Here is a 22670-nt window from a genome sequence, read left to right on the forward strand (position 1 = left end):
CGGCAAGGTTAGGCCGGGAAACGGCGGTCCACCCATTTCCACAGGAACTCCAGGGTGGCCGCCGCCACCACCGAGATGCCCACCGCGATCCACGGCATCTCCACGCCCACCAGCTTCAGGGCGAAGAAGTGCTGGAGCCACGGCACGATCAGTACGACGAGGAAAGCCAGGCCCATCGAGGCCACCAGGGCGACGCGCCACCAGGTGTACGGGCGGGCGATGATCGCCAGCACCCACATCGAGATCAGGAACAGCGTCAGCGTGGCGGCGCTGGTCTCCGCGTCCAACTCGCCGGGCCCGGTGTAGTGGTGACGGGCCACCAGGTATGTGATGAAGGTGGCGACGGCAGCGACGACGCCCCCGGGGATCGAGTACCGCATGACCCGCTGGACGAAGTGCGGTTTCGCCCGCTCCGTGTTGGGGGCGAGCGCGAGGAAGAACGCCGGGATGCCGATGGTCAGGGTGGACAGCAGGGTCAGGTGCCGGGGCAGGAAGGGGTATTCGACCCGCCAGCACACCACCAGGATGGCCAGCAGCACCGAGTAGACCGTCTTCACCAGGAAGAGGGTCGCGACGCGGGTGATGTTGCCGATGACCCGGCGGCCCTCCGCGACCACCGAGGGCAGCGTCGAGAAGCTGTTGTTGAGCAGCACGATCTGGGCCACCGCCCGGGTCGCCTCCGAGCCCGAGCCCATGGACACGCCGATGTCGGCGTCCTTCAGGGCGAGCACGTCGTTCACGCCGTCGCCCGTCATCGCGACCGTGTGGCCACGTGACTGGAGCGCGCCCACCATGTCCCGCTTCTGCTGCGGGGTGACCCGTCCGAACACCGTGCCCTTGTCCAGCGACTTCGCCATCTCCTCCTTCTCGTCGGGAAGGTGGCGCGCGTCCACGACAGTGCCGCTCAGGCCGAGCTTCCCGGCCACCGCGCCGACCGAGACCGCGTTGTCGCCGGAGATGACCTTCGCCTTGACGTCCTGTTCGGCGAAGTAGCGCAGGGTGTCCGCCGCGTCCGGGCGCAGCCGCTGCTCCAGGACCACCAGGGCGGTGGGCCGGGCGTCCTCCGTCACCCCGGGATCGTCGAGGTCCTTCGAGGCCTTGGCGAGCAGCAGCACCCGCAGCCCGTCCTCGTTCAGCCGCGCGGTCTCGGCGAGCGCCGGGTCCCCGTCGGGCAGCAGCACGTCGGGGGCGCCGAGCAGCCACGTACTCGACTCCCCGTTGCCCTCGCTGAAGGACGCCCCGCTGTACTTGCGGGCCGAGGAGAACGGCAGCGACTCGGTGCAGCGCCAGTCCTCGCTGTCCGGGTAGGAGTTGATGATCGCCTGGAGGGAGGCGTTCGGGCGCGGGTCGGACTCGCCGAGCGCCCCGAGGGCCTTGCGTATGTACGTCTCGTCGGCGCCCTGGATCGGCCGCAGCTCGGTGACGTCCATGCCGCCCTCGGTGAGGGTGCCGGTCTTGTCGAGGCAGACGGTGTCGATGCGGGCGAGGCCCTCGATGGCGGGAAGTTCCTGCACGAGGCACTGTTTCCGGCCAAGCCGGATGACGCCGATCGCGAAGGCCACGGAGGTGAGCAGGACCAGGCCCTCGGGGACCATCGGGACGATCCCGCCGACCGTACGGGCGATGGAGTCCTTGAAGCCGTGCTGCTTGACCACGAGCTGGCTGATGACCAGACCGATGGCGGTCGGGATCATCATCCACGTCACGTACTTGAGGATCGTGGAGATACCGCTGCGCAGCTCGGAGTGGACCAGCGTGAAGCGGGACGCCTCCTCGGCGAGCTGTGCCGCGTACGCCTCCCGTCCCACCTTCGTTGCGGTGAACGCACCGCCGCCCGCGACCACGAAGCTGCCCGACATCACCTCGTCGCCGGGGTGCTTGACCACCGGGTCCGCCTCGCCGGTGAGCAGTGACTCGTCGATCTCCAGACCGTCGGCCTCGACGCACGAGCCGTCCACGACGATCTTGTCCCCGGGCCCGATCTCGATCACGTCGTCCAGCACGATCTCCGACGTACTGACCTCGCCCGCGACCCCGTCCCTGCGGACCGTCGGTTTCGCCTCGCCGATCACCGCGAGCGAGTCCAGGGTCTTCTTGGCCCGCCACTCCTGGATGATGCCGATCCCGGTGTTGGCGATGATCACGTACCCGAACAGGCTGTCCTGGAACGGTGCCACGAACAGCATGATCAACCAGAGCACACCGATGATCGCGTTGAACCGGGTGAAGACGTTGGCGCGGACGATCTCGCCCATGGAGCGGCTGCTGCGTACGGGGACGTCGTTCACCTCGCCGCGGGCGACCCGTTCGGCCACTTCGGCGGCGGACAGCCCCGGGGCCCGCTTGGGGGCGGGCAGGGGCACGGGGTGAACAGGGTCGAGTTCGGCGCCCGCGTCGATGTGCGTCATGCATTCGACGGTACGTGCGGAAATACGGCTTCACCCGCCGAGCGCCCCAAAGATCCGACCAGGGGAGGACCGGGGCGGCGGTGAGTGATGCCGTGGTTGTAGGGGGAGCTGGTTGCTCCGCAGCAGCGGACGGTTACTCCGTCGTGGCGGTGGGCTGCTGCTCCGCTTCGGTGGCGGCCCTCTTGAGGGCGGCGTCGCGCCCGCGGACGTACCAGATGCCGATCAGGCCGAGGCCCGCGCCGGCCAGGCAGGTCCACACCCACCACAGGTGCCCGTGGTCGTCGAACCAGCCGTAGAACGGCAGCTGCACCAGGAAGAGGACGAACCAGAGGATCGTGCCGCCCGTGATGGTGGCGACGACGGGGCCCTCCAGGGGCTCCGGCGCCTCGTGCTTGGGGGTCCACTTCGCCATGGACACAGCTTACGAGGCCGTCCGCCCCGGCTCCGCCGGACCCGTGCGGCCCCTTGTATACCAACGGTCTACGCGCGGAGATAGCGATTTCAGACTCATATGTTCATACTGAAACGGTCTGAGTCTGGCTCTTTCTGTTCGTACGAAACTCCAACAGAAACATCTGAGAAACCTGTTGGTGATCGCGCAGCGGCCAGACTCGATCATGTTTCCCCCAGCCCGGCGCCGTCCCCGCCCGGCGCCAGTCCTGGCCCGCAAGGCCCCGCACGTATGAGGTCACCCATGTCCACCTCGGCCACCACCAAGGCCCCCGCCCCGGACCAGCCCGGGCCCGGCCCCGCGCAAGGCGCCCTGGACCGCTATTTCAAGATCTCCGAGCGCGGCAGCTCCCTGCCCCGCGAGATCCGCGGCGGTCTCGCCACCTTCTTCGCGATGGCCTACATCATCGTGCTGAACCCGATCATCCTGGGCAGCGCGAAGGACATGTACGGGCACCACCTGGACAACGGCCAGCTGGTCACCGCGACCGCCCTGACCGCAGCCTTCACCACGCTGCTCATGGGCGTCATCGGCAACGTGCCGATCGCGCTGGCGGCGGGCCTCGGCGTGAACACGGTCGTCGCCCTCCAGCTCGCCCCGCGGATGTCCTGGCCGGACGCCATGGGCATGGTCGTCCTCGCGGGCTTCATCGTGATGCTGCTTGTCGCCACCGGTCTGCGTGAGCGCGTCATGAGCGCCGTGCCGCTGGGCCTGCGCAAGGGCATCGCGATCGGTATCGGCCTGTTCATCATGCTGATCGGCCTGGTCGACTCCGGCTTCGTCACGCGCATCCCGGACATCGCGCAGACGACCGTGCCGCTCCAGCTCGGCGCCGACGGCCACCTCAACGGCTGGCCCGTCCTGGTCTTCATCCTCGGCACGCTGTTCACCCTCGCGCTGATGGTGCGCAAGGTGCCCGGCGCGATCCTGATCTCGATCGTCACGATGACGGTCGTCGCGGTGATCATCAATGCCGTCGCCAAGATCCCGTCCTGGGGTCTGACCACCCCGAAGTGGCCCGGCAACCCGGTCGCCACCCCGGACTTCGGGCTCGTCGGCAAGGTCAGTCTCTTCGGTGGCTTCGACAAGGTCGGCGTGCTGACCGGCATCCTCTTCGTGTTCACCGTGCTGCTGTCGACCTTCTTCGACGCGATGGGCACGATCATGGGCATCAGCGACGAGGCCAAGCTGACCGACGCGCAGGGCAACATGCCCGGCATCAACAAGGTCCTCTTCGTCGACGGCATCGCGGTCGCCGCGGGCGGCGCGACCTCCTCCTCCGCCACCACCTGCTTCGTGGAGTCCACGGCGGGCGTCGGCGAGGGCGCCCGCACCGGCTTCGCGAACGTCGTCACCGGTGCGCTCTTCGCCGTGGCGCTGTTCCTCACCCCGGTCGCCACGATGGTCCCGTCCCAGGCCGCCACGCCCGCGCTCATCGCGGTCGGCTTCCTGATCATGTCCCACTCGGTCAAGGAGATCGACTGGGCGGACTACACGATCGCCATGCCCGCCTTCGTGACCATGGTGATGATGCCGTTCACCTACTCGATCACGAACGGCATCGGCATGGGCTTCATCACCTTCGTGGTACTGCGCCTGGCCGCCGGCCGCGCCCGGGAGATCCCGGTCGCGATGTACGTCGTCTCGGCGGTGTTCGCCTTTTACTACCTGATGCCGGCCCTGGGCCTGACGTAAGCGGCCCCGTGGGGGTCACGCGAGCGGCCCCACGGGGGCTCACGTGACCCCGTAGAACTTCTCCGTCTCCTCGACCGCGGTCTGGAACCGCTCGTCGAAGTCATCGCGAATGAGCGTCCGGACGACATAGTCCTGGACGCTCATTCCGCGTTTGGCGGCATGGTGTCGGAGCCGGTCGAGCAGCTCCCCGTCCATCCGCAGGCTGAGCACGCTGGTCCCCATGCAGTCAAGGGTCGCGGGCGCCGGGTGGACGAGGGGTCACTTTCTGGATGCGACTCACTCATATGGGTGACGTAAAGGTTCAGTGGCCCGCGTCACGGGCACTCCGTGGCTCTTTAGCGAGAGTAATGAGTTACCCTAAAGACATGGCTGACCTCACCCATGGCGACGACGCTGCCGCCGTGAACGCCCTGCGCTCCGCAGTAATGCGGCTGTCGCGTCGACTCAAGCACCAGCGGGTCGACGAGTCGCTGAGCCCGACCGAGATGTCGGTGCTCGGCACCCTCGCCCGCTGTGGCACCGCCACGCCCGGCGAGCTCGCCCGTAAGGAGCATGTGCAGCCACCGTCGATGACCCGCATCGTCGCGTTGCTGGAAGCCAAGGGCCTGGTCAGACTGGAGCCGCACCCCGAGGACCGGCGCCAGAAGGTCGTCACCCAGACCGACAAGGCCGAGGCGATGCTCGAGGAGAGCCGCCGCAAGCGCAACGCGTTCCTTGCCGGACTGGTCGAGGCCCTCGACGAGGACGAGTGGGCGAAGGTCCGCGAGGCCGCGCCCGTCCTCGAAAAGCTCGCGCAACTGTGACAGGGGCGCACACCCGGCCCGGGCCCGCACGCGACAGGCGCGGCTTCGGCGCGGGCGCCGCGCGGCGGTCGCAGCCGCGCACGGCACAGCGCCGGATGTGCGCCGGCCACGGTGTCCCATGCACCGCCAGGGGCACGCCGTGACGGCCGTGCGCACTGCCCCGCACGCTCCGCCGTGCCCGAACCTCACCGTGACAGACGCGGCCGCGCCCGCGTGCAATGACGTCCCACGCTAGGAGGCGAATCCCTTTGAGTACGGGATCCGGAATACCTTCCGCCCCCGGACCAGCCACCCCCGACTCCCCGCCCGCCCCCGAGAATTCCTCCCGCTCCCCCCGCTCCTCGATGTTCAGCTCGCTGAGGATCAGGAACTACCGGCTGTTCTTCCTCGGCCAGGTCGTCTCCAACACCGGCACCTGGATGCAGCGCATCGCTCAGGACTGGCTGGTCCTGAGCCTCACCGGCTCCTCCGCCGCGGTCGGCATCACCACCGCGCTGCAGTTCCTGCCGATGCTGCTCTTCGGGCTGTACGGCGGCGTCCTCGTCGACCGCCTCCCCAAGCGCCCCACCCTGCTGGCCACCCAGACCGCCATGGGCGTCACCGGCCTCGCGCTCGCCTTCCTGACCCTCTCCGGCCACGTCCAGGTCTGGCACGTCTACCTGGCGGCCTTCGCCGTCGGTCTCGCCACGGTCGTCGACAACCCGGCCCGCCAGTCCTTCGTCTCCGAGATGGTCGGCCCGGGCCAGCTGCAGAACGCGGTCAGCCTCAACTCCGCCAACTTCCAGTCCGCCCGCCTGGTCGGCCCCGCCGTCGCGGGCGTCCTGATCACCGGCGTCGGCACGGGCTGGGCGTTCCTCTTCAACGGCCTGTCCTTCGTGGCGCCCATCGTCGGCCTGCTCCTGATGCGCGGCCGCGACCTGCACCCGGTCGAGCGGGCGCCGCGCGGCAAGGGCCAGCTCCGCGAAGGCCTGCGCTATGTCGCCGGCCACCCCGAGCTGATCTGGCCGATCGTCCTCGTCGGCTTCATCGGCACGTTCGGCTTCAACTTCCCGGTCTGGCTCTCGGCGTACGCGGACGACATCTTCCACGCGGGCGCCGGCGGGTACAGCCTCTTCAACACGCTGATGGCGGTCGGCTCGGTGGCCGGCGCGCTGCTCGCCGCCCGCCGCGGCACGGCGAGACTGCGCATCCTGATCGCGGCGGCCATGGCCTTCGGCATCCTGGAAGTGGTGGCGGCCCTGGCCCCGCCCTTCTGGCTCTTCGCCCTCCTCATGGTCCCGATCGGGATCTTCGGCCTCACCGTCAACGTCACGGCGAACACCGCCGTCCAGATGGGCACCGACCCGGCCATGCGCGGCCGGGTGATGGCGCTGTTCATGATGGTCTTCATGGGCGGTACGCCCTTGGGGGCGCCCCTGGTCGGCTGGGTCACCGACGCCTACGGTCCGCGCGTGGGCTTCGCCCTCGGCGGCCTGGTCTCGGCCGTCGCCGCGACCACCGTCGGCCTGGTCCTGACCCGTGTCGGCGGGCTGCGTCTGTCCGTGGTCTGGCATCACGGCCACCCGCAGGTCAGCTTCGTACCGAAGGAAGCGGGGGAGCAGAAGGAGCGGCTGGCCGCGGCGGTGTGACGACGGCCGCCGTACGGTTGCCCGGCCGACCGCGGTACGGCGGTCGCTCGGCCGGCGGCACGGCGCGAAGGTGGTCAGGTGATCCATTTCCTGGAAGGGTGATGGGCATGAGACTCTTTGCGGCCGTGCTGCCACCTCAGGCCGCGGTGCGTGAACTCGGCACGGTGGTCGACGAGTTGCACCGCCTGCCGGGCGCGGACGGACTGCGCTGGACGGGCCGCCCCGGCTGGCACTTCACCCTCGCCTTCTACGGCGAGGTGGCGGAGGAACTCGTCCAGCCCCTGTCGGACCGCCTGGCCCGCGCGGCCCACCGCACCCCCTCCTTCCCTCTCGCCCTCCATGGCGGCGGCCACTTCGGGGGCCGGGCGTTGTGGACCGGGGTGTCGGGGGACGTTCCCACGATGCGGCTGCTGGCCGACCGGGCGGAGGCGGCGGCGCGGAAGGCGGGCGTCGAGACGGGCGAGCACCGTCGCTACCGCCCGCACCTGACGCTGGCCCGCAGCCGGGACACCGCGGACTTCGCCCCGTACGTCGCCGCCCTGGACGCCTTCGCCGGGCGGGACTGGACGGCCCGGGAACTGTGTCTCGTACGCAGCAATCTGCCGAGGTCGGGAGTGCGGGGGGAGCAGCCCCGCTACGAGACGGTGGCGCGTTGGCCGCTGGACGGGGCGGGCGGCTGAAGGCGCCCGGGGACGGCCGGTTAACCTCGATGACGTGAACCCGAAGACCCGAAACCAAATCATGGCCGGTGTGCTCGTGCTGATGTTCGTCGTGGTGGCGCTGGCGGCGGCGGTCAAGTAGAGCCGACCTGACCGCTCCGCCGGGTCGGCCGGAACACCGCGCAGCTCGTCTGCCCGCGGGCAGGTCGTGGCCGGTCGCGCGGTTCCCCACGCCCCTTGAGGGGGCGCCCTGGCGGGCGCCCCCTGGGGAGCGCTACCAGGCGAAGGCCTCCGGGGACGGGCCAGGACCCGGGAAGATCTCGTCCAGGCCGGTCAGCAGCTCGTCCGACAGCTCCAGTTCGACCGCGCGCAGGGCCGAGTCGAGCTGTGCGGCGGTGCGGGGGCCGACGATGGGGCCGGTGACGCCGGGGCGGGTCAGCAGCCAGGCCAGGGCGGCCTCGCCGGGCTCGATCCCGTGCTTGTCGAGCAGATCCTCGTACGACTGGATCTGCGCGCGGATGGTGGTGTTGGCGAGGGAGTCGGCGGCCCGGCCGCTCGCCCTGCGTCCGCCCTCGACCTCCTTCTTGATGACGCCGCCGAGCAGTCCGCCCTGCAGCGGCGACCAGGGGATGACCCCGAGGCCGTACTCCTGCGCGGCCGGGATGACCTCCATCTCCGCGCGCCGCTCGGCGAGGTTGTAGAGGCACTGCTCGCTGACGAGACCGATGGTGCCGTGGCGCCGGGCGGCGATCTCGTTGGCCTGGGCGATCTTGTACCCGGGGAAGTTGCTGGACCCCACGTAGAGGATCTTGCCCTGCTGCACCAGCACGTCGACGGCCTGCCAGATCTCCTCGAAGGGAGTGCGGCGGTCGACGTGGTGGAACTGGTAGACGTCGATGTAGTCGGTCCGCAGCCGCTTGAGGGAGGCGTCCACGGCCCGTCGGATGTTGAGGGCCGACAGCTTGTCGTGGTTGGGCCAGGCGTCGCCGTCGGCGGCCATGTTCCCGTACACCTTGGTGGCGAGCACGACCTTGTCGCGCCGCTCACCGCCCTTCGCGAACCAGTTTCCGATGATCTCTTCCGTACGGCCCTTGTTCTCGCCCCAGCCGTACACGTTCGCGGTGTCGAAGTAGTTGATCCCTGCGTCCAGCGCCGCGTCCATGATGGCGTGGCTGTCGACTTCGTCGGTCTGCGGACCGAAGTTCATGGTGCCGAGGACGAGTCGGCTGACCTTGAGTCCCGTGCGTCCGAGCTGCGTGTACTTCATGACTCCCTAGCCAACGGGGTGGAGTGCGCTCTAGGCAAGGGAGGCGTGCGGGACGGGGGCTCAGTCGCGGGGGAACTCGTCCGTTTTGAGGGTGAGTCCGAGGGTGGTGGTCAGGTCGACGTCTCCGCCGAAGGAGACCGTCGTCTCCGTGACGTACTCGCCGTCCTTGGGCTGGGTGTAGACGTGGCACTTGCCGACGTACGGGTCCACGACCAGGAACACGGGGACTTCGGCGGTGGCGTACGCGGTCTTCTTGGGGCCGTAGTCGTTGGCGGCAGTCCCTTTGGAGATCACCTCGGCGACGAACTCGACGTCCTGGTGGAGCCAGTGGTTCGCCGAGTTCTGCTCCGCCCCGTCGCGCAACTTCGCCACGTCCGGGCAGAAGCCGTTCAGGCCGCCGGGGAAGTCGATGCGCACGTCCGAGAAGACCATGGCGTCCATGCCGAACCTCTCGTCCAGGGCGCGCACGATCCTGCGGATGATCAACCAGTGAATGCTCCGCTGCGGCACCATGTAGACGGCCCCCTCGACGATCTCGGCCCGGTAGCCCTCGGGGACGGACAGCCGCTCAAAGAGCCTGTCCAAGGCGCTCATGTCGTCGCTGTCGGCCATCTCGATCCTGTCTTCAAGGACGGTCATCGTGGCGTTCCTCCCCGGCCCGCAACCGGGTCGAGTGCAGCCGCGCGGTACAACGATACGCACGGTGACCCGGTTACGTGGGGGCATGCTTGACCTCAACCTTGGTTGAGACATCAGGCTGGCGGCATGACCTCGGCAACCGATCGCACAGATCACGCCAACCACCCCAACTACGCCGACCACAGCGCCATCGGTCTGCTCGTCAGCCGGTTCTTCCGTTCGCTCGACGTGCGGGAGATCGACGAGGAGTGGGCACGGGAGTACTTCACGGAAGACGTGCGGGAGCGGACGCCCATCGGTGACAACGAAGGGCGCAACGCCGTGCTGCGGCACACCGTCGAGGCGCTCGGGCGCTTCGCTCGTACGCAGCACATCGCCACCGACGTGATGAGTGAGGTGGCGGAGGGCGGGGCGGTGGCCGCCGTCTCCTGGAACGCGTTGATGACTCACGTTCACCACGACGGCACCCTCTTCACCGTGGGCGGTCACTGCCGGGCCGAGGTTCGGCGTACCCCCGACGGCTGGCGCTTCCGCGACACGGCCATAGAGGTGATCTGGACCCGGGGAAAGCCGCCGGCCGGTGTCGGCGGTCAGGCCGAGTAGGGCTCGCCCAGGTCCCAGGCCTGGTACATCGCCTCCGCGAAGGCCTCCGCGATCTTGTGCTCGCCGGTCGCGTTGGGATGCGTGCCGTCGTACGTGTCGTGGCGGAAGTCGTAGCCGGGGGGCGGGGAGGCGAGGAGGACGGGGGAGCGGGGTTCGTCCAGGTCGGCCACCGCCTTCGCCAGGAGTTCGTTGAAGGCGGCGACCTCGGCGGCGAAGGGCGCGTCGGACTCCGCGCGGACGTTCGGTATCACCGGGAGGAGGACCAGGTGGATGCGCGGGTTCGCCGCACGGGCCTCGGCGACGAAGGCGCGGGCGTTCGCCGCCGTCTGTACGGCGTTCGTGTAGAAGCCCAGGTCGATCAGGCCGAGGGAGACCAGGAGCACGTCCGCGCGCTGGGTGCGGACCGCCTCACCGATCAGGGGCACCATGTGCTGCCAGCCCTCGCCCCAGCCCGCGAGGTGGGCGCGCGGGAAGTCCGGGTCCGCGTACTCGTGCGAGTCGGCGGACTCCGTCGCCTTGTCGTACAGCGTCTCGCGCGGGCCGACGATCCGGAACGGGCCCCCGTACGTCGCGCGCAGGTGCTGCCACATTCGGTAACGCCATGTGTGTTCGCCCGCGCTTCCGATCGTCATGGAGTCGCCGACGGGCATGAACCTGAGCATCCGCTCATCATGGATGATCGGGCGGGCGATCAGTAAGGGCCGTGTGGGGTGTGAGGTGTGAGGATGGACACGCCGGCGGCCGCGGCTCCCCGCGGGCGCACCCGGGTCCCGGCGGCGCCGGGATGGCAGGCTTGGGCCATGCGCCGATCGTCCTCGTTCCTCGCCGGAGCCGCCTCCGCCGCTGCCGTTCTCGCCCTCGCGCTGCCGGCGCCGGCCCTTGCCGCCGACGGGGACGGGGGGTTCACGATCAAGGATCCCCGGATCGCCGAGTCGAGCGGGCTCGCCGCCTCGCATCTCCACCCCGGCATCTACTGGACCCACAACGACAGCGACGACGGTCCGTACCTCTACGCCGTCGACAGCAGGACCGGCGAGACCGTCGCCACCATCACCATGAAGGGGGTGGGCGCGCCGCGTGACGTCGAGGCCATCTCCCTCGGGCCCGACGGCGACCTCTACGTCGGCGACATCGGCGACAACCTCGGCGGCAAGTGGTCCTACGTGTGGATCTACAAGCTGCCCGAGCCGAAGGTGCTCAAGGACCAGACGATCCGGGCCACGCAGTACGTCGTGAAGTACGCGGACGGCCCCCGCAACGCCGAAGCGCTGATGGTCCACCCGAAGACCGGACGGGTCTACATCGCCGACAAGAACGAGGACGGCGGCCACCTGTACGAGGGTCCGGCCCGGCTCTCCACGTCGGGCACCAACATCTTCCGGCCCGTCGCCACCATCGACCTCTGGGTCACCGACGGCGCCTTCTCGCCCGACGGCGAACAGCTCGTCGTGCGCGGGTACTTCGGCGGGATCGCGTACGCCTGGAACGACGGGAAGCCCAAGCGCCAGGGGCGGTTGAACGTGCCGCTCCAGCGGCAGGGGGAGTCGGTCACGTACACCCCCGACGGGGCCAAGCTCATGTACGGCAGCGAGGGCAAGGACAGCCCGGTCCAGCCCGGTTCGGTTCCCGGGGGCGATTCCGGCTCCAAGTCGCCTTCGGAGGGCGGGGGATCGGCGTCGGCCGGCGGGAGCGGCGGCGGCATGAGCTCCGGTGCCAAGGGGGCGCTCGCCGTCGCCGCGGTTCTGGCGGCGGGGTTCGGGCTGCGGAGGTTGTTGCGCAAGTCGTAGTCGCCCCATGGATCGCTGGGCAGTGGCTTCGACGGCGACGTGAAGGTGACCAACACGGGGACGGTCGCTCTCAAGTCCTGGAAGGTGAGCTGGACTTGGTGCGGGGCGCAGCAGGTCGCCACCATGTGGAACGCGAGCTACACGCAGAGCGGGGCGAGCGTCACCGCGTCGAACGCCGATCACAACGGGGCCGTCGCGGTGGGCGGTTCGGTGAGCTTGGGGTTCGGGGGAGCGCCGGGGGGTGGGGCCATGCCGACGGTGACGTGCACGGCGACGTGAGAAGGGGGCGCCCGGCGCGCATGTCCGCGCCGGGCGCCCCCTCTGCGTACGAGTGAGGACTACAGCTTTTCGATCACGTAGTCGACGCACTTCGTCAGCGCCTCGACGTCCGCCGGGTCGATCGCCGGGAACATCGCGATACGGAGCTGGTTGCGGCCGAGCTTGCGGTAGGGCTCGGTGTCGACGATGCCGTTGGCACGCAGGACCTTGGCGACGGCGGCGGCGTCGATCTCGTCGGCGAAGTCGATCGTGCCGATGACCTGCGAGCGCTTGGCGGGGTCGGCGACGAACGGGGTCGCGTACTTGCTCTCCTCGGCCCAGGTGTAGAGGCGGGTCGAGGAGTCCTTCGTACGGCCCGTGGACCACTCCAGACCGCCCTGGCCGTTGATCCACTCCAGCTGCTCGTTGAGCAGGAACAGGGTGGCGAGGGCCGGGGTGTTGTACGTCTGGTTCTTGCGGGAGTTGTCGATCGCCGTGGGGAGCGAGAAGAACTCCGGCACGTGACGCCCGCTCGCGTGGATGCGCTCGGCGCGCTCGATGGCGGCGGGGGAGAAGACGCCGATCCACAGGCCGCCGTCGGAGGCGAAGGACTTCTGCGGGGCGAAGTAGTAGACGTCCGTCTCGGTGATGTCGACCGGGAGGCCACCGGCGCCGGAGGTGGCGTCCACCAGAACGAGGGAACCCTCGTCGGCTCCGTTGACGCGCTTGAGGGGGGCGGCGACGCCGGTGGAGGTCTCGTTGTGGGTGTAGGCGTAGACGTCCACGCCCGCCTCGGCCGCCGGCTCGGGGTGCGTGCCCGGGTCGGAGGAGATGACGGTGGGCTCGGCGAGCCAGGGGGCGAGCTTGGCGGCCTTCGCGAACTTGGAGCTGAACTCGCCGAAGGTGAGGTGCTGGGACTTGTTGTCGATCAGGCCGTGGGTCGCGACGTCCCAGAAGGCGGTGGAGCCGCCGTTGCCGAGGACGACCTCGTAGCCGTCGGGGAGCGAGAACAGGTCGCGCACGCCCTCGCGGACCTTGCCGACCAGGTTCTTGACCGGGGCCTGGCGGTGGGAGGTGCCGAGCAGGGAGGTACCGGTCGCGGCCAGCGCGTCCAGCGCCTCCGTGCGCACCTTGGAGGGGCCCGCGCCGAAACGTCCGTCGGCGGGCTTGATGTCAGCGGGGATCTGGATATCAGCCACGGTGGGAGCGTATCCGTTATGCGAAACGTGGTGGAAACCTCGTCCGGCGGGTGAGACGGGGCGGGGGCCCACTTTTCCTCGCCCCCGCCGCCCCTACCCGTCCCATCCCTGGGGGCTCCGCTCCCAGACCCCCGCATCGGCCTGAACGGCCTCGTCCTCGAACGCCGGACGGGCTGAAGATGCGCGCAGCGCCCCTTCAGGGGCGCGGGGAACTGCGCGACCGGCCCCCACCCACCCGCAGCCGGAAAGACGTCCAGCTGGGTCCGGGGCGGAGGCCCGGGGCGAGGGAGTGGGTCAGGGGGTCGGGGTCAGGTGTACCGGGAGTTCGTGCAGGTCGTTCTGGGTTACCACCGGCTTGTTGCGGAGTTCTGAGGAGGGGATCGCCAGGTCCAGGGACGGGAAACGGGCGTACAGGGCCGGGAGGGCGACCGCCGCCTCCAGGCGGGAGAGGGCGGCGCCGGGGCAGACGTGCGGGCCGTGGCCGAAGGAGATGTGACGGTTCTTCGTGGTGCGGGCGATGTCGAAGTCGCCCGCGCTCGGACCGTGCGCGTTCTCGTCGCGGCCGATCGCGCCGTACGAGACGATCAGGGCGTCGCCCGCGGGGATCACCTTGTCCCCGACGGGTACGTCCTCCGTCGCGAAGCGGATCAGGACGTGCGAGGTCGGAGTCGAGTAGCGGAGGGTTTCCTCCACGACCGCCGACCAGTCCGCCTCGCCGGAGAGGACGAGGGCGCGCTGCTCGGGGTGGGCGGAGAGGTTGACCACCGCGTTGACGATCAGGGAGATCGTCGTCTCATGGCCCGCCGCGACCATCAGCTGGAGGGTGGAGACGATCTCCTCGTCGGTGAGATGGTCGCCGTCCTCGGAGGCCAGGATCAGGGCCGAGGTCAGATCGTCACCGGGCTCCGCCCGCTTCGCGGCGACCGTCGCCGCCATGATCCCGGCCAACTCCGTCAGCGTGGCGATGACCTCCGCGGGCGGGGTCTGCGTCGAGAAGAACTTCTCGAAGAGTTCCTTGAGGCGGGGGAGCCGGGACTCCTCGATGCCCATGAGGTCGGCGACGACGTACATGGGGAGGGGGTAGGCGAAGTCGGCCTTCAGGTCGACGACCCCGTCCGGGCCCGGCGCCAGGGAGTCCAGCAGACCCTCCGTCAGTTTCGTGATGCGCTCCCGCATCTGCTCCACCCGGCGCGGTGTGAGCGCCTGCGCGACCAGCGTGCGCATCCGGCGGTGGTCCGCGCCGTCCACCGTGAGCATGGAGCGGCCGGGGTTGGCGAGCCCGATCAGCGGCCAGTCGGGGGCTATCTCGCCGCGCTGCCAGGCACCCCAGACGTTGATGTCCTTGACCAGCCGGGGGTCGGTGAGCAGGGCGCGTGCCTCGGCGTGGTGGGTGACGGCCCAGACCGGGACGCCGCCGGGCAGTTCGACGGCGGCGAGCGGTCCCGCCTCCCTGAGCCGAGCGCTCTCGCCGTCCAGGTCGGACACGAACGGGTCCAGGACGATACGACTGGTCATGCGGGGGTGCCTCCCAGGGCCGGGGTCGGGGTGAAGCGCACGGGCAGTTCGGTCAGGCCCCGCAGCCACGGTGAGGGGCGCCGGGCCAGGGTGTCGGCCGGGACCGCCAGGTCGATGTCCGGCAGGCGGTCCATTACGACCTCGATCCCCGTCCGCGCGATGACCTCCGCGACCTCCTGCGCCGGGAACGGGCAGCGGTGCTCCCCGTGGCCGAAGGAGAAGTGGGCGTTGTTGCCGCCGGTGAGGGCGGAGCCGTCGGTGCGGACCTGCGGGTCGGAGTTGGCGCCCTGGAGGCCGAGGAGGAGGAGATCGCCCGCGCGGACGCGGTGGCCGCCGAGCTGGGTGTCGCGGGAGGCCCAGCGGCCGGCCACGTTCTGGGTGGGGGTGTCCTCCCAGAGGACCTCGTTCATGGCCTCGGCGACGCTGTTGCGACCGCCGAAGAGGGAGGCGGCGAAGCGTTCGTCGGTCAGCATCAGGCGCAGCGAGTTGCCGATCCAGTCCGCGGTCGGCTGGTGGCCGGCGGCCATCATGACCATCAGGTCCTGGATGATCTCCTCGTCCGAGAAGCCGGCCGTGTTCGCGAGCATGCGGGACACGACGTCGTTCGCGGGCGCGGCCTTCCGGTCGGCGATCAACCGGGCCATGGAACCGGCCAGGTGCTGCTGTCCGGCCAGCGCGTCCTCACGGCCGTTGATCATGTCGTTGAGGGCGGTGACGAGGCCGGGTCCCTGTTCCTCGGCGAAGCCGTAGAGCGTGGCGAGGACGCGGACGGGCAGCAGGGCGGCGTAGTCCCCGATGAGGTCCGTCTCGCCCTTGGCGCACGCCGCGTCGATGAGTTCGTCGGCGAACTTCTCGGCCTGGGCACGCAGTTCGAAGGGGTCGACGGCTTCGAGGGCGTCGCTGATCATCGCGGCGCGCTCGCGGTGGCGTTCGCCGACGGTGTAGAGGATCGAGGGCTGCTTGCGGCCGATCATCGGCAGCAGTGGCCAGTCGTCGGGGATGCGGTCCCACTGGTTCCACAGCTCGGAGTCGCGGCTGAACAGCACGGGGTCGCCGGTGACCTGGTGCAGTTCGCGGTAGCCGAGCACCAGCCACGCCGGGATGTCGCCGTCCAGGACGACGGGAGTCACGGAACCGTGGTCGCGCCGCATCTCCCGGTACAGCTCGGCGGGTTCGGTCTGGAACCGGGGCCCGCTGAGGGGCACGGGGGCGGGGGTCACAGGGCCAACTCCGGGGATTTGAGGGCGCTTTCGGTGGCGTACAAAGTCTTCAGGTGCTCCACCAGCGTGATCAGCACCCGTTTGCTGGACTCCCGCGAACGCGCGTCGCAGTCGAGCAGCGGGACCTGCGGATCGAGGTCGAGGGCCTCGCGGATCTGGGCGGGGGTGTGCGCGGAGCCGCCGAAGTCGTTGCAGGCCACGATGAACGGCGTCCCGTGGTGCTCCAGCCGGTCGATCGCGTACCAGGAGTCGTCGATGCGCCGGGTGTCGACGAGGACGACGGCGCCGAGCGTGCCCGAGAACAGCCGGTCCCACAGGAACCAGAATCGCTCCTGGCCCGGCGCGCCGAACAGGTACAGCACATTGCGGGCGTCCAGCGTGATGCGCCCGAAGTCGAAGGCGACCGTGGTCGCGGATTTGTCGCGCACCTCGCTGATGTCGTCGACCGCCGCGCCGGCCTGCGTCATCGTCTCCTCGGTGTTGAGGGGACGTATCTCGCTCACGGAGCGGACCAGGGTGGTCTTGCCGACGCCGAAGCCGCCCACGACGACGATCTTCAGACCGTTGTCGGCCTGTGCCCCCAGGGGCGCAGGGGCGTCGGCCCCCTGGGACGTACGGGCATCAGAGGTTACGGAGTCCAACGAGCACCTGCTCCAGGATGTCGGGATCGGGAAGAGCGGCCTTCTGGGGGTGGCGGGCGCTGACGCGGCCCGCGGCGAGCAGGTCGGAGAGCAGGATGCGGGTGATGGACACCGGCAGCTTCAGCACGGCGGCGATCTCCACGACCGCCGTCGGCCGCTCGCACAACCGCAGGATCGCCGCGTGTTCCGACTGCATGCCCACCACCGGATCGCACTCGGCGACCACGAGTGTCACCAGGTCGAACGGGGTGTCGGGCGCGGACCGGCTGCGCCCTCCGGTGAGGGTGTAGAGCCGGTCGGGCGCGTCGTCCCTGCCCGGACGGCTCATGACGTCCGGGGCTGCGCGCTCAGGTGTTCGCCGAGTTGTTCCACGAGCTCGCTCATGTTGTGCCCGACCAGACCGGCGTCCGCGTCCTCGGCGGTGACCACGGCGAGGTGGGCGCCGTCGCCCGCCTCCACGATGAACAGGACCCCGCCGTAGAACTCAGTCATGGCCGAGCGCACGCCCCCGGTGCCGTCGCCGAACTCCACGGACGCCCCGTGGGACAGCGACTGGATGCCGGCGGCGATCGCGGCGAGCTGGTCGGCGCGGTCGACGGTGAGCTCCGGCGTGCGGCACAGCTTCAGGCCGTCCCGGGAGAGCACGAGCGCGTGCCGGGCGCCCGGGGTGCGCTCGAGGAGGCCCTCGATGAGCCAGGAGAGCTTCTCGTCGGCGGTGGTGGTGCCGGTCATGAAGTGGTGTCGCCTTCCGGATGCGAGGGGGTGTGCGAGGGGGCGTGCGAGGGATGCGCGGGGGCGGACTCCCGTACGGCTTCTTCGCCGCGTACGGCGTTCGCGGATTCGTCCTGTACGGATTCGGCCCGTACGGCGTCGTCCTCGGGCACCGTTCCCTGGACCGCCGCCTGGTCCGGCGCGGTGCCCCGGACGGCCTGGCGGAAGCTGCTGAAGCGGGCGGCGGTGGCCTTGGAGTCGGTCGTACGGGGCTCCGGGTCGGCCTGGTTCGTGAGGTGGGCGCGGCTGCGCTCGGCGTGCGCGAGGGTCCGGCCGCGGCGGCGCTTGGGGAGGCCGCCGGTCGCGGGAGTGCCGGTCGTGGGGGTGCCGTTCGGCGGGGTGTCGGTGTCGCGCCGGGGCGACTCGTGGGTGGGGACCGGGTCCGGGTCGAGGTCCTCGGGGGCGCGGGCGGCGGCGTACGACGCCTGGGGGTGCGGCTCGGCGAGGGAGCTGTCCTCGGCGGGCGGGGTCGCCGCGGCGGGCTTGACCTGGGGTTCCGTCGCCGCCGGGGCGGCCGGGGCCGGCACTGAGGGCAGGCTCAGGATGTCCTGGGGGATGAGCACCAGGACGCCCGTGCCGCCGCGCGCGGAGGGCCGGAAGGACACCTTCAGGCCGTGCTTGCGGGCGAGCCGGCCGACCACCGCGAGGCCGAGCCGGGTGCCGGTGAGGCCGCCAAGGTCGGCGGCGTTCTCGGCGTCCGCGGAGACGGCGCGTTCGGCGCGGCGCAGCTGGACGTCGCCCATGACGAGGCCGCTGTCCTCGACGGAGACGATGACACCGGCCGGGACCTCCTCGACGTAGACGTGGACCTCGGCGGTCGGCGGCGAGAAGTTCGCGGCGTTGTCGAGGAGTTCGGCGAGCGCGTGCATCACGCCCTCGGCGGCGTGCCCGGCGACGGCGGCGTCGCTCGCGGAGTGGACGCGCACCCGCTGGTAGCCGCCGATGCGGCCCATGGCGCCGCGCAGGATCGACTCCATGACGATGGGACGCGCCCAGCGGCGGCCGGAGCGGGCGCCCGCGAGGACGGCGACGGAGTCGGCGAGGCGGCCCGCCTGCGCGGTGCGGTGGTCGAGGTGGAGGAGGTCGGCGAGGACCTCCTCGTCGGAGTGCTTCTCCTCCATGGCGCGCAGGTCGGCGAGCATGCCGGTGGACAGGGCCTGCATCCGCCCGGCCGCGTTGGCGGTGGCCGAGATCGCGGCCGCCCGGTCACTGTTGGCACGCCGCATGCGCTCGGTCAGCCGGGCGTTCTCCTCGGAGAGTTCGGCGAACCGCCGCTGCTCCTCGGCGATCTCGGTGGCGAGGCGGTGCCGCTCCTCCTCGAACCCCTGCGCGAGCAGGGCGCGTTCGCGGGCGTCGGCGTCGGCCAGGCGCGCGCGGTCGCGGGCGGACTCCTCCGCGAGCCGGGACCGCTCCTGGTTGAACTCCTCGGCCATGCGGGCCCGTTCCTGCAGGAGCCGTCCGGCGTCCTGGGTCACGGCGTCGAGGCGGCGGCGCGCGAGCTTGGCGGTCTGCAGGGCGCGCGCGGCGACCGCGACGGCGACGCACAGGAGCACGGCGGCGGCGCCCGCGCCCCAGGCGAGGGGGACGCGTGCCGAGTCGGGTGCCAGGGAGACGGCGACGACGACCGCGACCGCTGCCGCGACGGCGGTGAGCAGGGGCGCGGGGGCTGTCGCGCGGAGGGTGGGTCGTTCGCCGGAGGGGATGGGCGCGGTCATGAATCGTGTCCTCGGTCGTGTCCTGGGCGAAGTTCCTGGGGCGAGGTTCCTGGGGGGAGGTTCCTGGGCGAGAGCCGACACCGGTTGCTCAATTTGCCGTCACTATATGAGAGTTCGTGATCGCATTGGGAAGGTTCTGGATCCGAGCTCATAATCCGCCGGTGATCGTTCTGTGATCGCGATGGCGATCGGTCGGTGATCGGTCAGTGATCCGCCGACGATCGGCCGGTGATCGATGCGTCACGGTTACGAACCGTTGTCGGTGCGCGGGGTCATCCTGGAGACATGACGGATCTTGGCGCGAAGGACGGCACGAACGGCGCGGCGGACCCGCCCGACGTGGACGGGCTGCGGGCCGCCCTCGCGGCGGAGATGCGCGGCGAGGTCGCCTTCGACGTGACCGCGCGGGCGCTGACCACCATGGACGCGTCCAACTACCGCAGGGTCCCGCTCGGAGTGGTCCGCCCGCGCGACGCCGACGACGTGGCGGCCGCCCTGTCCGTGTGCCGGGCCCACGGGGTGCCGGTCGTGCCGCGCGGCGGCGGCACGTCGATCGCGGGACAGGCGACCGGCACCGGAGTCGTCCTCGACCTCACCCGCCACATGAACCGGATCGTCGCGCTCGACCCCGAGGCGCGCACGGCCGTCGTCCAGCCCGGTGTCGTCCTCGACCGTCTCCAGGAGGCCGCGGCCCCGCACGGCCTGCGCTTCGGACCCGACCCCTCCACCCACAGCCGATGCACCCTCGGCGGCATGATCGGGAACAACTCGTGCGGCTCGCACTCGGTGGCCTGGGGCACGACGGCGGACAGCGTGCGCGAACTGTCGGTGGTCAAGGGGGACGGCTCCCTCGTACGGCTGGGACAGAACTGGCAGGGCGCCCCGGACGGCCTCCGGGCACTGGTCGAGGGCGAGCTGGCCCGCCTGCGCACGGGCTTCCCGGAGCTGCCCCGCCGTATCTCCGGCTACGCGCTCGACGCGCTGCTCCCCGAGAAGGGCGCCGACGTCGCCCGCTCCTTCTGCGGCTCCGAGGGCACGCTCGGGGTGGTCACGGAGGCGGTCGTACGACTGGTCGAGACACCGCGCTCGCGGGCGCTGGCCGTGCTTGCCTACGCGGACGAGAGCGCGGCGGCTCAGGCGGCGGCCGGGCTGCTGCCGCTGGGGCCGCTCACCGTGGAGGGGATGGCCGCGGACCTCGTACCGCCGGACGCGGGGCTGCCGCGCGGCGGCGCGTGGCTGTTCGTGGAGACGGGCGGCGCGGACCCGGCGGAGGCACGCGCGCGTGCGGACGCGATCGTCCGGGCCGCCGACGTCCTGGACTCCCTCGTGGTCACCGACCCGGCCGGGCAGCGCGTCCTGTGGCGGCTGCGCGAGGACGCGAGCGGCACGGCGACCCGGATGCCGGACGGGAGCGAGGCATGGCCGGGCTGGGAGGACTGCGCGGTGCCGCCGGCCCGGCTCGGCACGTATCTGCGCGACTTCCGGCACCTGCTGAGCGCCTACGACCTGCGCGGCACCCCGTACGGGCACTTCGGCGACGGCTGCATCCACGTCCGCATCGACTTCGACCTGCTGACCAGTGAGGGCATCGGCCGCTTCCGCCGCTTCTCCGAGGAACTGGCCGAACTGGTGGTCTCCCACGGGGGCTCCCTCTCGGGCGAGCACGGGGACGGGCAGGCACGGGCCGAACTGCTGCCCAGGATGTACGGCACGGAGCTGGTCGGCCTCTTCGAGCGGGCCAAGGACCTCTGGGACCCGGACGACCTGCTCAACCCCGGGATGCTGGTGCGCCCGAACCGGCTGGACGAGAACCTGCGGTTCGCGGTGCTGCCGCGCGAGCCGGTGGACGTGGCGTTCGGATATCCGGCGGACGGCGGAGACTTCTCGGCCGCGGTGCGCAGATGCGTGGGGGTCGCCAAGTGCCGTACGACGGCCGCCGACGCAGGCGTCATGTGCCCGTCGTTCCGGGCGACGGGCGAGGAGGAGCACTCCACGCGGGGACGGGCCCGGCTGCTGCACGAGATGCTCGCCGGCGAGGTGGTCACCGACGGCTGGCGCTCGACCGAGGTCCGGGACGCGCTCGACCTGTGCCTGTCCTGCAAGGGCTGCCGGTCCGACTGCCCGGTGGGCGTCGACATGGCCACGTACAAGGCGGAGTTCCTGCACCACCACTACGAAGGCAGGAGGCGCCCCGCCGCGCACTACACGATGGGCCGGCTGCCGGTGTGGCTGCGCCTGGCCGACCGCACGAGAACGGCGCCGCTGCTCAACTACCTCGCGTCCGTAAGGCCGTTCGCGGCGCTCGCCAAACGGCTCGGCGGGATCGCACCCGAGCGGGAGATCCCGCGCCTGGCGCCGGAGACGTTCAGCCGGTGGTGGGAGCGGCGGTTCAAGGAGCGGGTGCGGCGGATGATGCGGGAGGGGGTTTACGGCCCCGAGGCGGAGCTCGACAGGGCCCCGAGGGAGGTGGCGTTCCTCTGGCCGGACACCTTCACCGAGCACCTGTCGCCCTCCGTGGGGAAGGCGGCCGTACGGGTGCTGGAGGCGGCCGGGGTGGACGTGATGCTCCCGCCGACCGTGGCGATGAGCAAGCGGACGCCGCGGGCCGGGGAGAGCGTGTCGCTCTCGCACCTCCCCTGGTCGGTGGGCGCCCGGGGCCACGTCTGCTGCGGACTGACGTACGTCTCCACGGGCCAACTCGACCGAGCCCGCGCGGTGATGCGCCGCACGCTCGACCTGATGGGTGTGTTCCTGGACCCGGACGTCCACCCGCGGCCACCCGCCGTCGTCGTCCTGGAACCGAGCTGCGCCGCCGCCCTGCGCACGGACCTCCCGGAGCTCCTCCACGACGACCCGCGCGCGGCGCGCCTCGCCTCGGCGGTGCTGACGTTCGCCGAGGCCCTGGAGCGCCTCGCCCCGGACTGGTCACCCCCGGACCTCGACCGTCCGGTGACCGGCCAGACCCACTGCCACCAGCACGCCGTCCTCGGCGACGCCGCCGACCGCCGGCTGCGCGAGGCGGCGGGCCTCACCGGCTCCCTCGCGGGCGGCTGCTGCGGACTCGCGGGCAACTTCGGCTTCGAGAAGGGCCATTACGAGGTGTCGAAGACCTGCGCGGAGGAACAGCTGCTCCCGGCCGCGCGGGCCGCCACGCCCGACACCCTGCTTCTCGCGGACGGTTTCTCCTGCCGCACACAGCTGGAACAGCTGGCGGGGCGCAAGGGGCGCCATCTGGCGGAGGCGCTGGCCGAGGCGCTGGACCGAGGGGCGGACCGAGGGGTGGACCGAGGGGTGGACCTGGAGGGCGACCAAGGGGCGGACTGACGGCGTGGATAAGCAATACCCAGGTTTTTTAGGCAACTCTCAGGTTTCATAAGGGGATTCACAGTCGTCATGTGCCGCATTTTGCTG

At 70.8% G+C, this 22670-nt stretch carries 20 protein-coding genes and 1 pseudogene; 8 read left to right on the forward strand and 13 right to left on the reverse strand.

Features of this window, described 5'->3' with window-relative positions; translation table 11 throughout:
* Window positions 1–8: 8 nt before the first annotated feature.
* Window positions 9–2408: a cation-translocating P-type ATPase gene (locus SMIR_RS20805; protein ID WP_168492864.1), complete on the reverse strand. Its 2400-nt coding sequence runs from the start codon at window positions 2406–2408 to the stop codon at window positions 9–11.
* 133 nt (window positions 2409–2541) lie between these two features.
* Window positions 2542–2820 carry a DUF2530 domain-containing protein gene (locus tag SMIR_RS20810; RefSeq protein WP_075027055.1) on the reverse strand — a complete coding sequence of 93 codons (279 nt, stop codon included), beginning with the start codon at window positions 2818–2820 and terminating at the stop codon, window positions 2542–2544.
* A 282-nt stretch (window positions 2821–3102) separates the two neighbouring features.
* Here SMIR_RS20810 and SMIR_RS20815 point away from each other — a divergent pair, with 282 nt between their 5' ends.
* Complete coding sequence (locus SMIR_RS20815; RefSeq protein WP_168492862.1) at window positions 3103–4554, forward strand: NCS2 family permease; 1452 nt, start codon at window positions 3103–3105, stop codon at window positions 4552–4554.
* A 39-nt stretch (window positions 4555–4593) separates the two neighbouring features.
* Here SMIR_RS20815 and SMIR_RS20820 read toward each other — a convergent pair whose 3' ends face one another.
* Window positions 4594–4776 (reverse strand): ribbon-helix-helix protein, CopG family, encoded by a 183-nt coding sequence (locus SMIR_RS20820; protein WP_101404380.1) that lies wholly within the window; start codon window positions 4774–4776, stop codon window positions 4594–4596.
* Window positions 4777–4919: 143 nt separating this feature from the next.
* Between SMIR_RS20820 and SMIR_RS20825 the strand changes: the two genes are divergently transcribed.
* From SMIR_RS20825 to thpR, 3 genes are all read left to right on the forward strand, one after another.
* Window positions 4920–5357, forward strand: a complete 438-nt coding sequence (locus SMIR_RS20825) for a MarR family winged helix-turn-helix transcriptional regulator (protein WP_054235179.1) — start codon at window positions 4920–4922, stop codon at window positions 5355–5357.
* A gap of 344 nt (window positions 5358–5701) precedes the next feature.
* On the forward strand, window positions 5702–6985 hold the full coding sequence (locus SMIR_RS20830) for an MFS transporter (RefSeq protein ID WP_212727230.1): 1284 nt from the start codon (window positions 5702–5704) through the stop codon (window positions 6983–6985).
* 107 nt (window positions 6986–7092) lie between these two features.
* On the forward strand, window positions 7093–7665 hold the full coding sequence (gene thpR, locus SMIR_RS20835) for an RNA 2',3'-cyclic phosphodiesterase (RefSeq protein WP_212727231.1): 573 nt from the start codon (window positions 7093–7095) through the stop codon (window positions 7663–7665).
* A 253-nt stretch (window positions 7666–7918) separates the two neighbouring features.
* On the opposite strand, the gene SMIR_RS20840 is transcribed toward thpR, so the two are convergent.
* Together SMIR_RS20840 and SMIR_RS20845 are read right to left on the reverse strand one after the other, a co-directional pair.
* A complete protein-coding gene (locus tag SMIR_RS20840) occupies window positions 7919–8911 on the reverse strand; it encodes an aldo/keto reductase (protein WP_212727232.1) in 993 nt (330 codons plus the stop codon).
* Window positions 8912–8971: 60 nt separating this feature from the next.
* Window positions 8972–9550, reverse strand: coding sequence for a Uma2 family endonuclease (locus SMIR_RS20845; protein ID WP_212727233.1), 579 nt, complete (start codon window positions 9548–9550; stop codon window positions 8972–8974).
* A gap of 126 nt (window positions 9551–9676) precedes the next feature.
* Here SMIR_RS20845 and SMIR_RS20850 point away from each other — a divergent pair, with 126 nt between their 5' ends.
* Entirely contained in the window at window positions 9677–10153 is a 477-nt protein-coding gene (locus SMIR_RS20850; protein ID WP_168492852.1) for a nuclear transport factor 2 family protein, read from the forward strand.
* Here SMIR_RS20850 and SMIR_RS20855 read toward each other — a convergent pair.
* Window positions 10141–10815, reverse strand: a complete 675-nt coding sequence (locus SMIR_RS20855; RefSeq protein ID WP_168492850.1) for an SGNH/GDSL hydrolase family protein — start codon at window positions 10813–10815, stop codon at window positions 10141–10143. The genes SMIR_RS20850 and SMIR_RS20855 overlap by 13 nt on opposite strands.
* Window positions 10816–10953: 138 nt before the next feature.
* Between SMIR_RS20855 and SMIR_RS20860 the strand changes: the two genes are divergently transcribed.
* Window positions 10954–11940 carry a WD40 repeat domain-containing protein gene (locus SMIR_RS20860; RefSeq protein ID WP_168492848.1) on the forward strand — a complete coding sequence of 329 codons (987 nt, stop codon included), beginning with the start codon at window positions 10954–10956 and terminating at the stop codon, window positions 11938–11940.
* Window positions 11941–11958: 18 nt separating this feature from the next.
* Window positions 11959–12219 (forward strand): annotated as a pseudogene (locus SMIR_RS20865) (cellulose binding domain-containing protein); the annotation flags it as partial.
* Window positions 12220–12278: 59 nt separating this feature from the next.
* On the opposite strand, the gene serC reads toward SMIR_RS20865, so the two are convergent.
* From serC to SMIR_RS20900, 7 genes are all read right to left on the reverse strand, one after another.
* On the reverse strand, window positions 12279–13397 hold the full coding sequence (gene serC / locus SMIR_RS20870; protein WP_099922014.1) for a phosphoserine transaminase: 1119 nt from the start codon (window positions 13395–13397) through the stop codon (window positions 12279–12281).
* Window positions 13398–13691: 294 nt separating this feature from the next.
* On the reverse strand, window positions 13692–14912 hold the full coding sequence (locus SMIR_RS20875; RefSeq protein ID WP_101404394.1) for a cytochrome P450 family protein: 1221 nt from the start codon (window positions 14910–14912) through the stop codon (window positions 13692–13694).
* Window positions 14909–16132: a cytochrome P450 gene (locus SMIR_RS20880; RefSeq protein WP_168492844.1), complete on the reverse strand. Its 1224-nt coding sequence runs from the start codon at window positions 16130–16132 to the stop codon at window positions 14909–14911. The genes SMIR_RS20875 and SMIR_RS20880 overlap by 4 nt, the downstream gene beginning before the upstream one ends.
* A complete protein-coding gene (locus SMIR_RS20885; protein WP_212727234.1) occupies window positions 16129–16773 on the reverse strand; it encodes a GTP-binding protein in 645 nt (214 codons plus the stop codon). The genes SMIR_RS20880 and SMIR_RS20885 overlap by 4 nt, the downstream gene beginning before the upstream one ends.
* Window positions 16754–17101, reverse strand: a complete 348-nt coding sequence (locus SMIR_RS20890) for a DUF742 domain-containing protein (protein WP_101404396.1) — start codon at window positions 17099–17101, stop codon at window positions 16754–16756. The genes SMIR_RS20885 and SMIR_RS20890 overlap by 20 nt, the downstream gene beginning before the upstream one ends.
* Window positions 17098–17505: a roadblock/LC7 domain-containing protein gene (locus tag SMIR_RS20895; RefSeq protein ID WP_054235659.1), complete on the reverse strand. Its 408-nt coding sequence runs from the start codon at window positions 17503–17505 to the stop codon at window positions 17098–17100. Before SMIR_RS20895 ends, SMIR_RS20890 begins: the two co-directional genes overlap by 4 nt.
* Complete coding sequence (locus tag SMIR_RS20900; protein WP_212727235.1) at window positions 17502–19259, reverse strand: sensor histidine kinase; 1758 nt, start codon at window positions 19257–19259, stop codon at window positions 17502–17504. The genes SMIR_RS20895 and SMIR_RS20900 overlap by 4 nt, the downstream gene beginning before the upstream one ends.
* 285 nt (window positions 19260–19544) lie before the next feature.
* Between SMIR_RS20900 and SMIR_RS20905 the strand changes: the two genes are divergently transcribed.
* A complete protein-coding gene (locus tag SMIR_RS20905; protein WP_168492840.1) occupies window positions 19545–22583 on the forward strand; it encodes an FAD-binding and (Fe-S)-binding domain-containing protein in 3039 nt (1012 codons plus the stop codon).
* Window positions 22584–22670 lie beyond the last annotated feature (87 nt).

The organism is Streptomyces mirabilis (assembly GCF_018310535.1).
Taxonomy (GTDB): domain Bacteria; phylum Actinomycetota; class Actinomycetes; order Streptomycetales; family Streptomycetaceae; genus Streptomyces.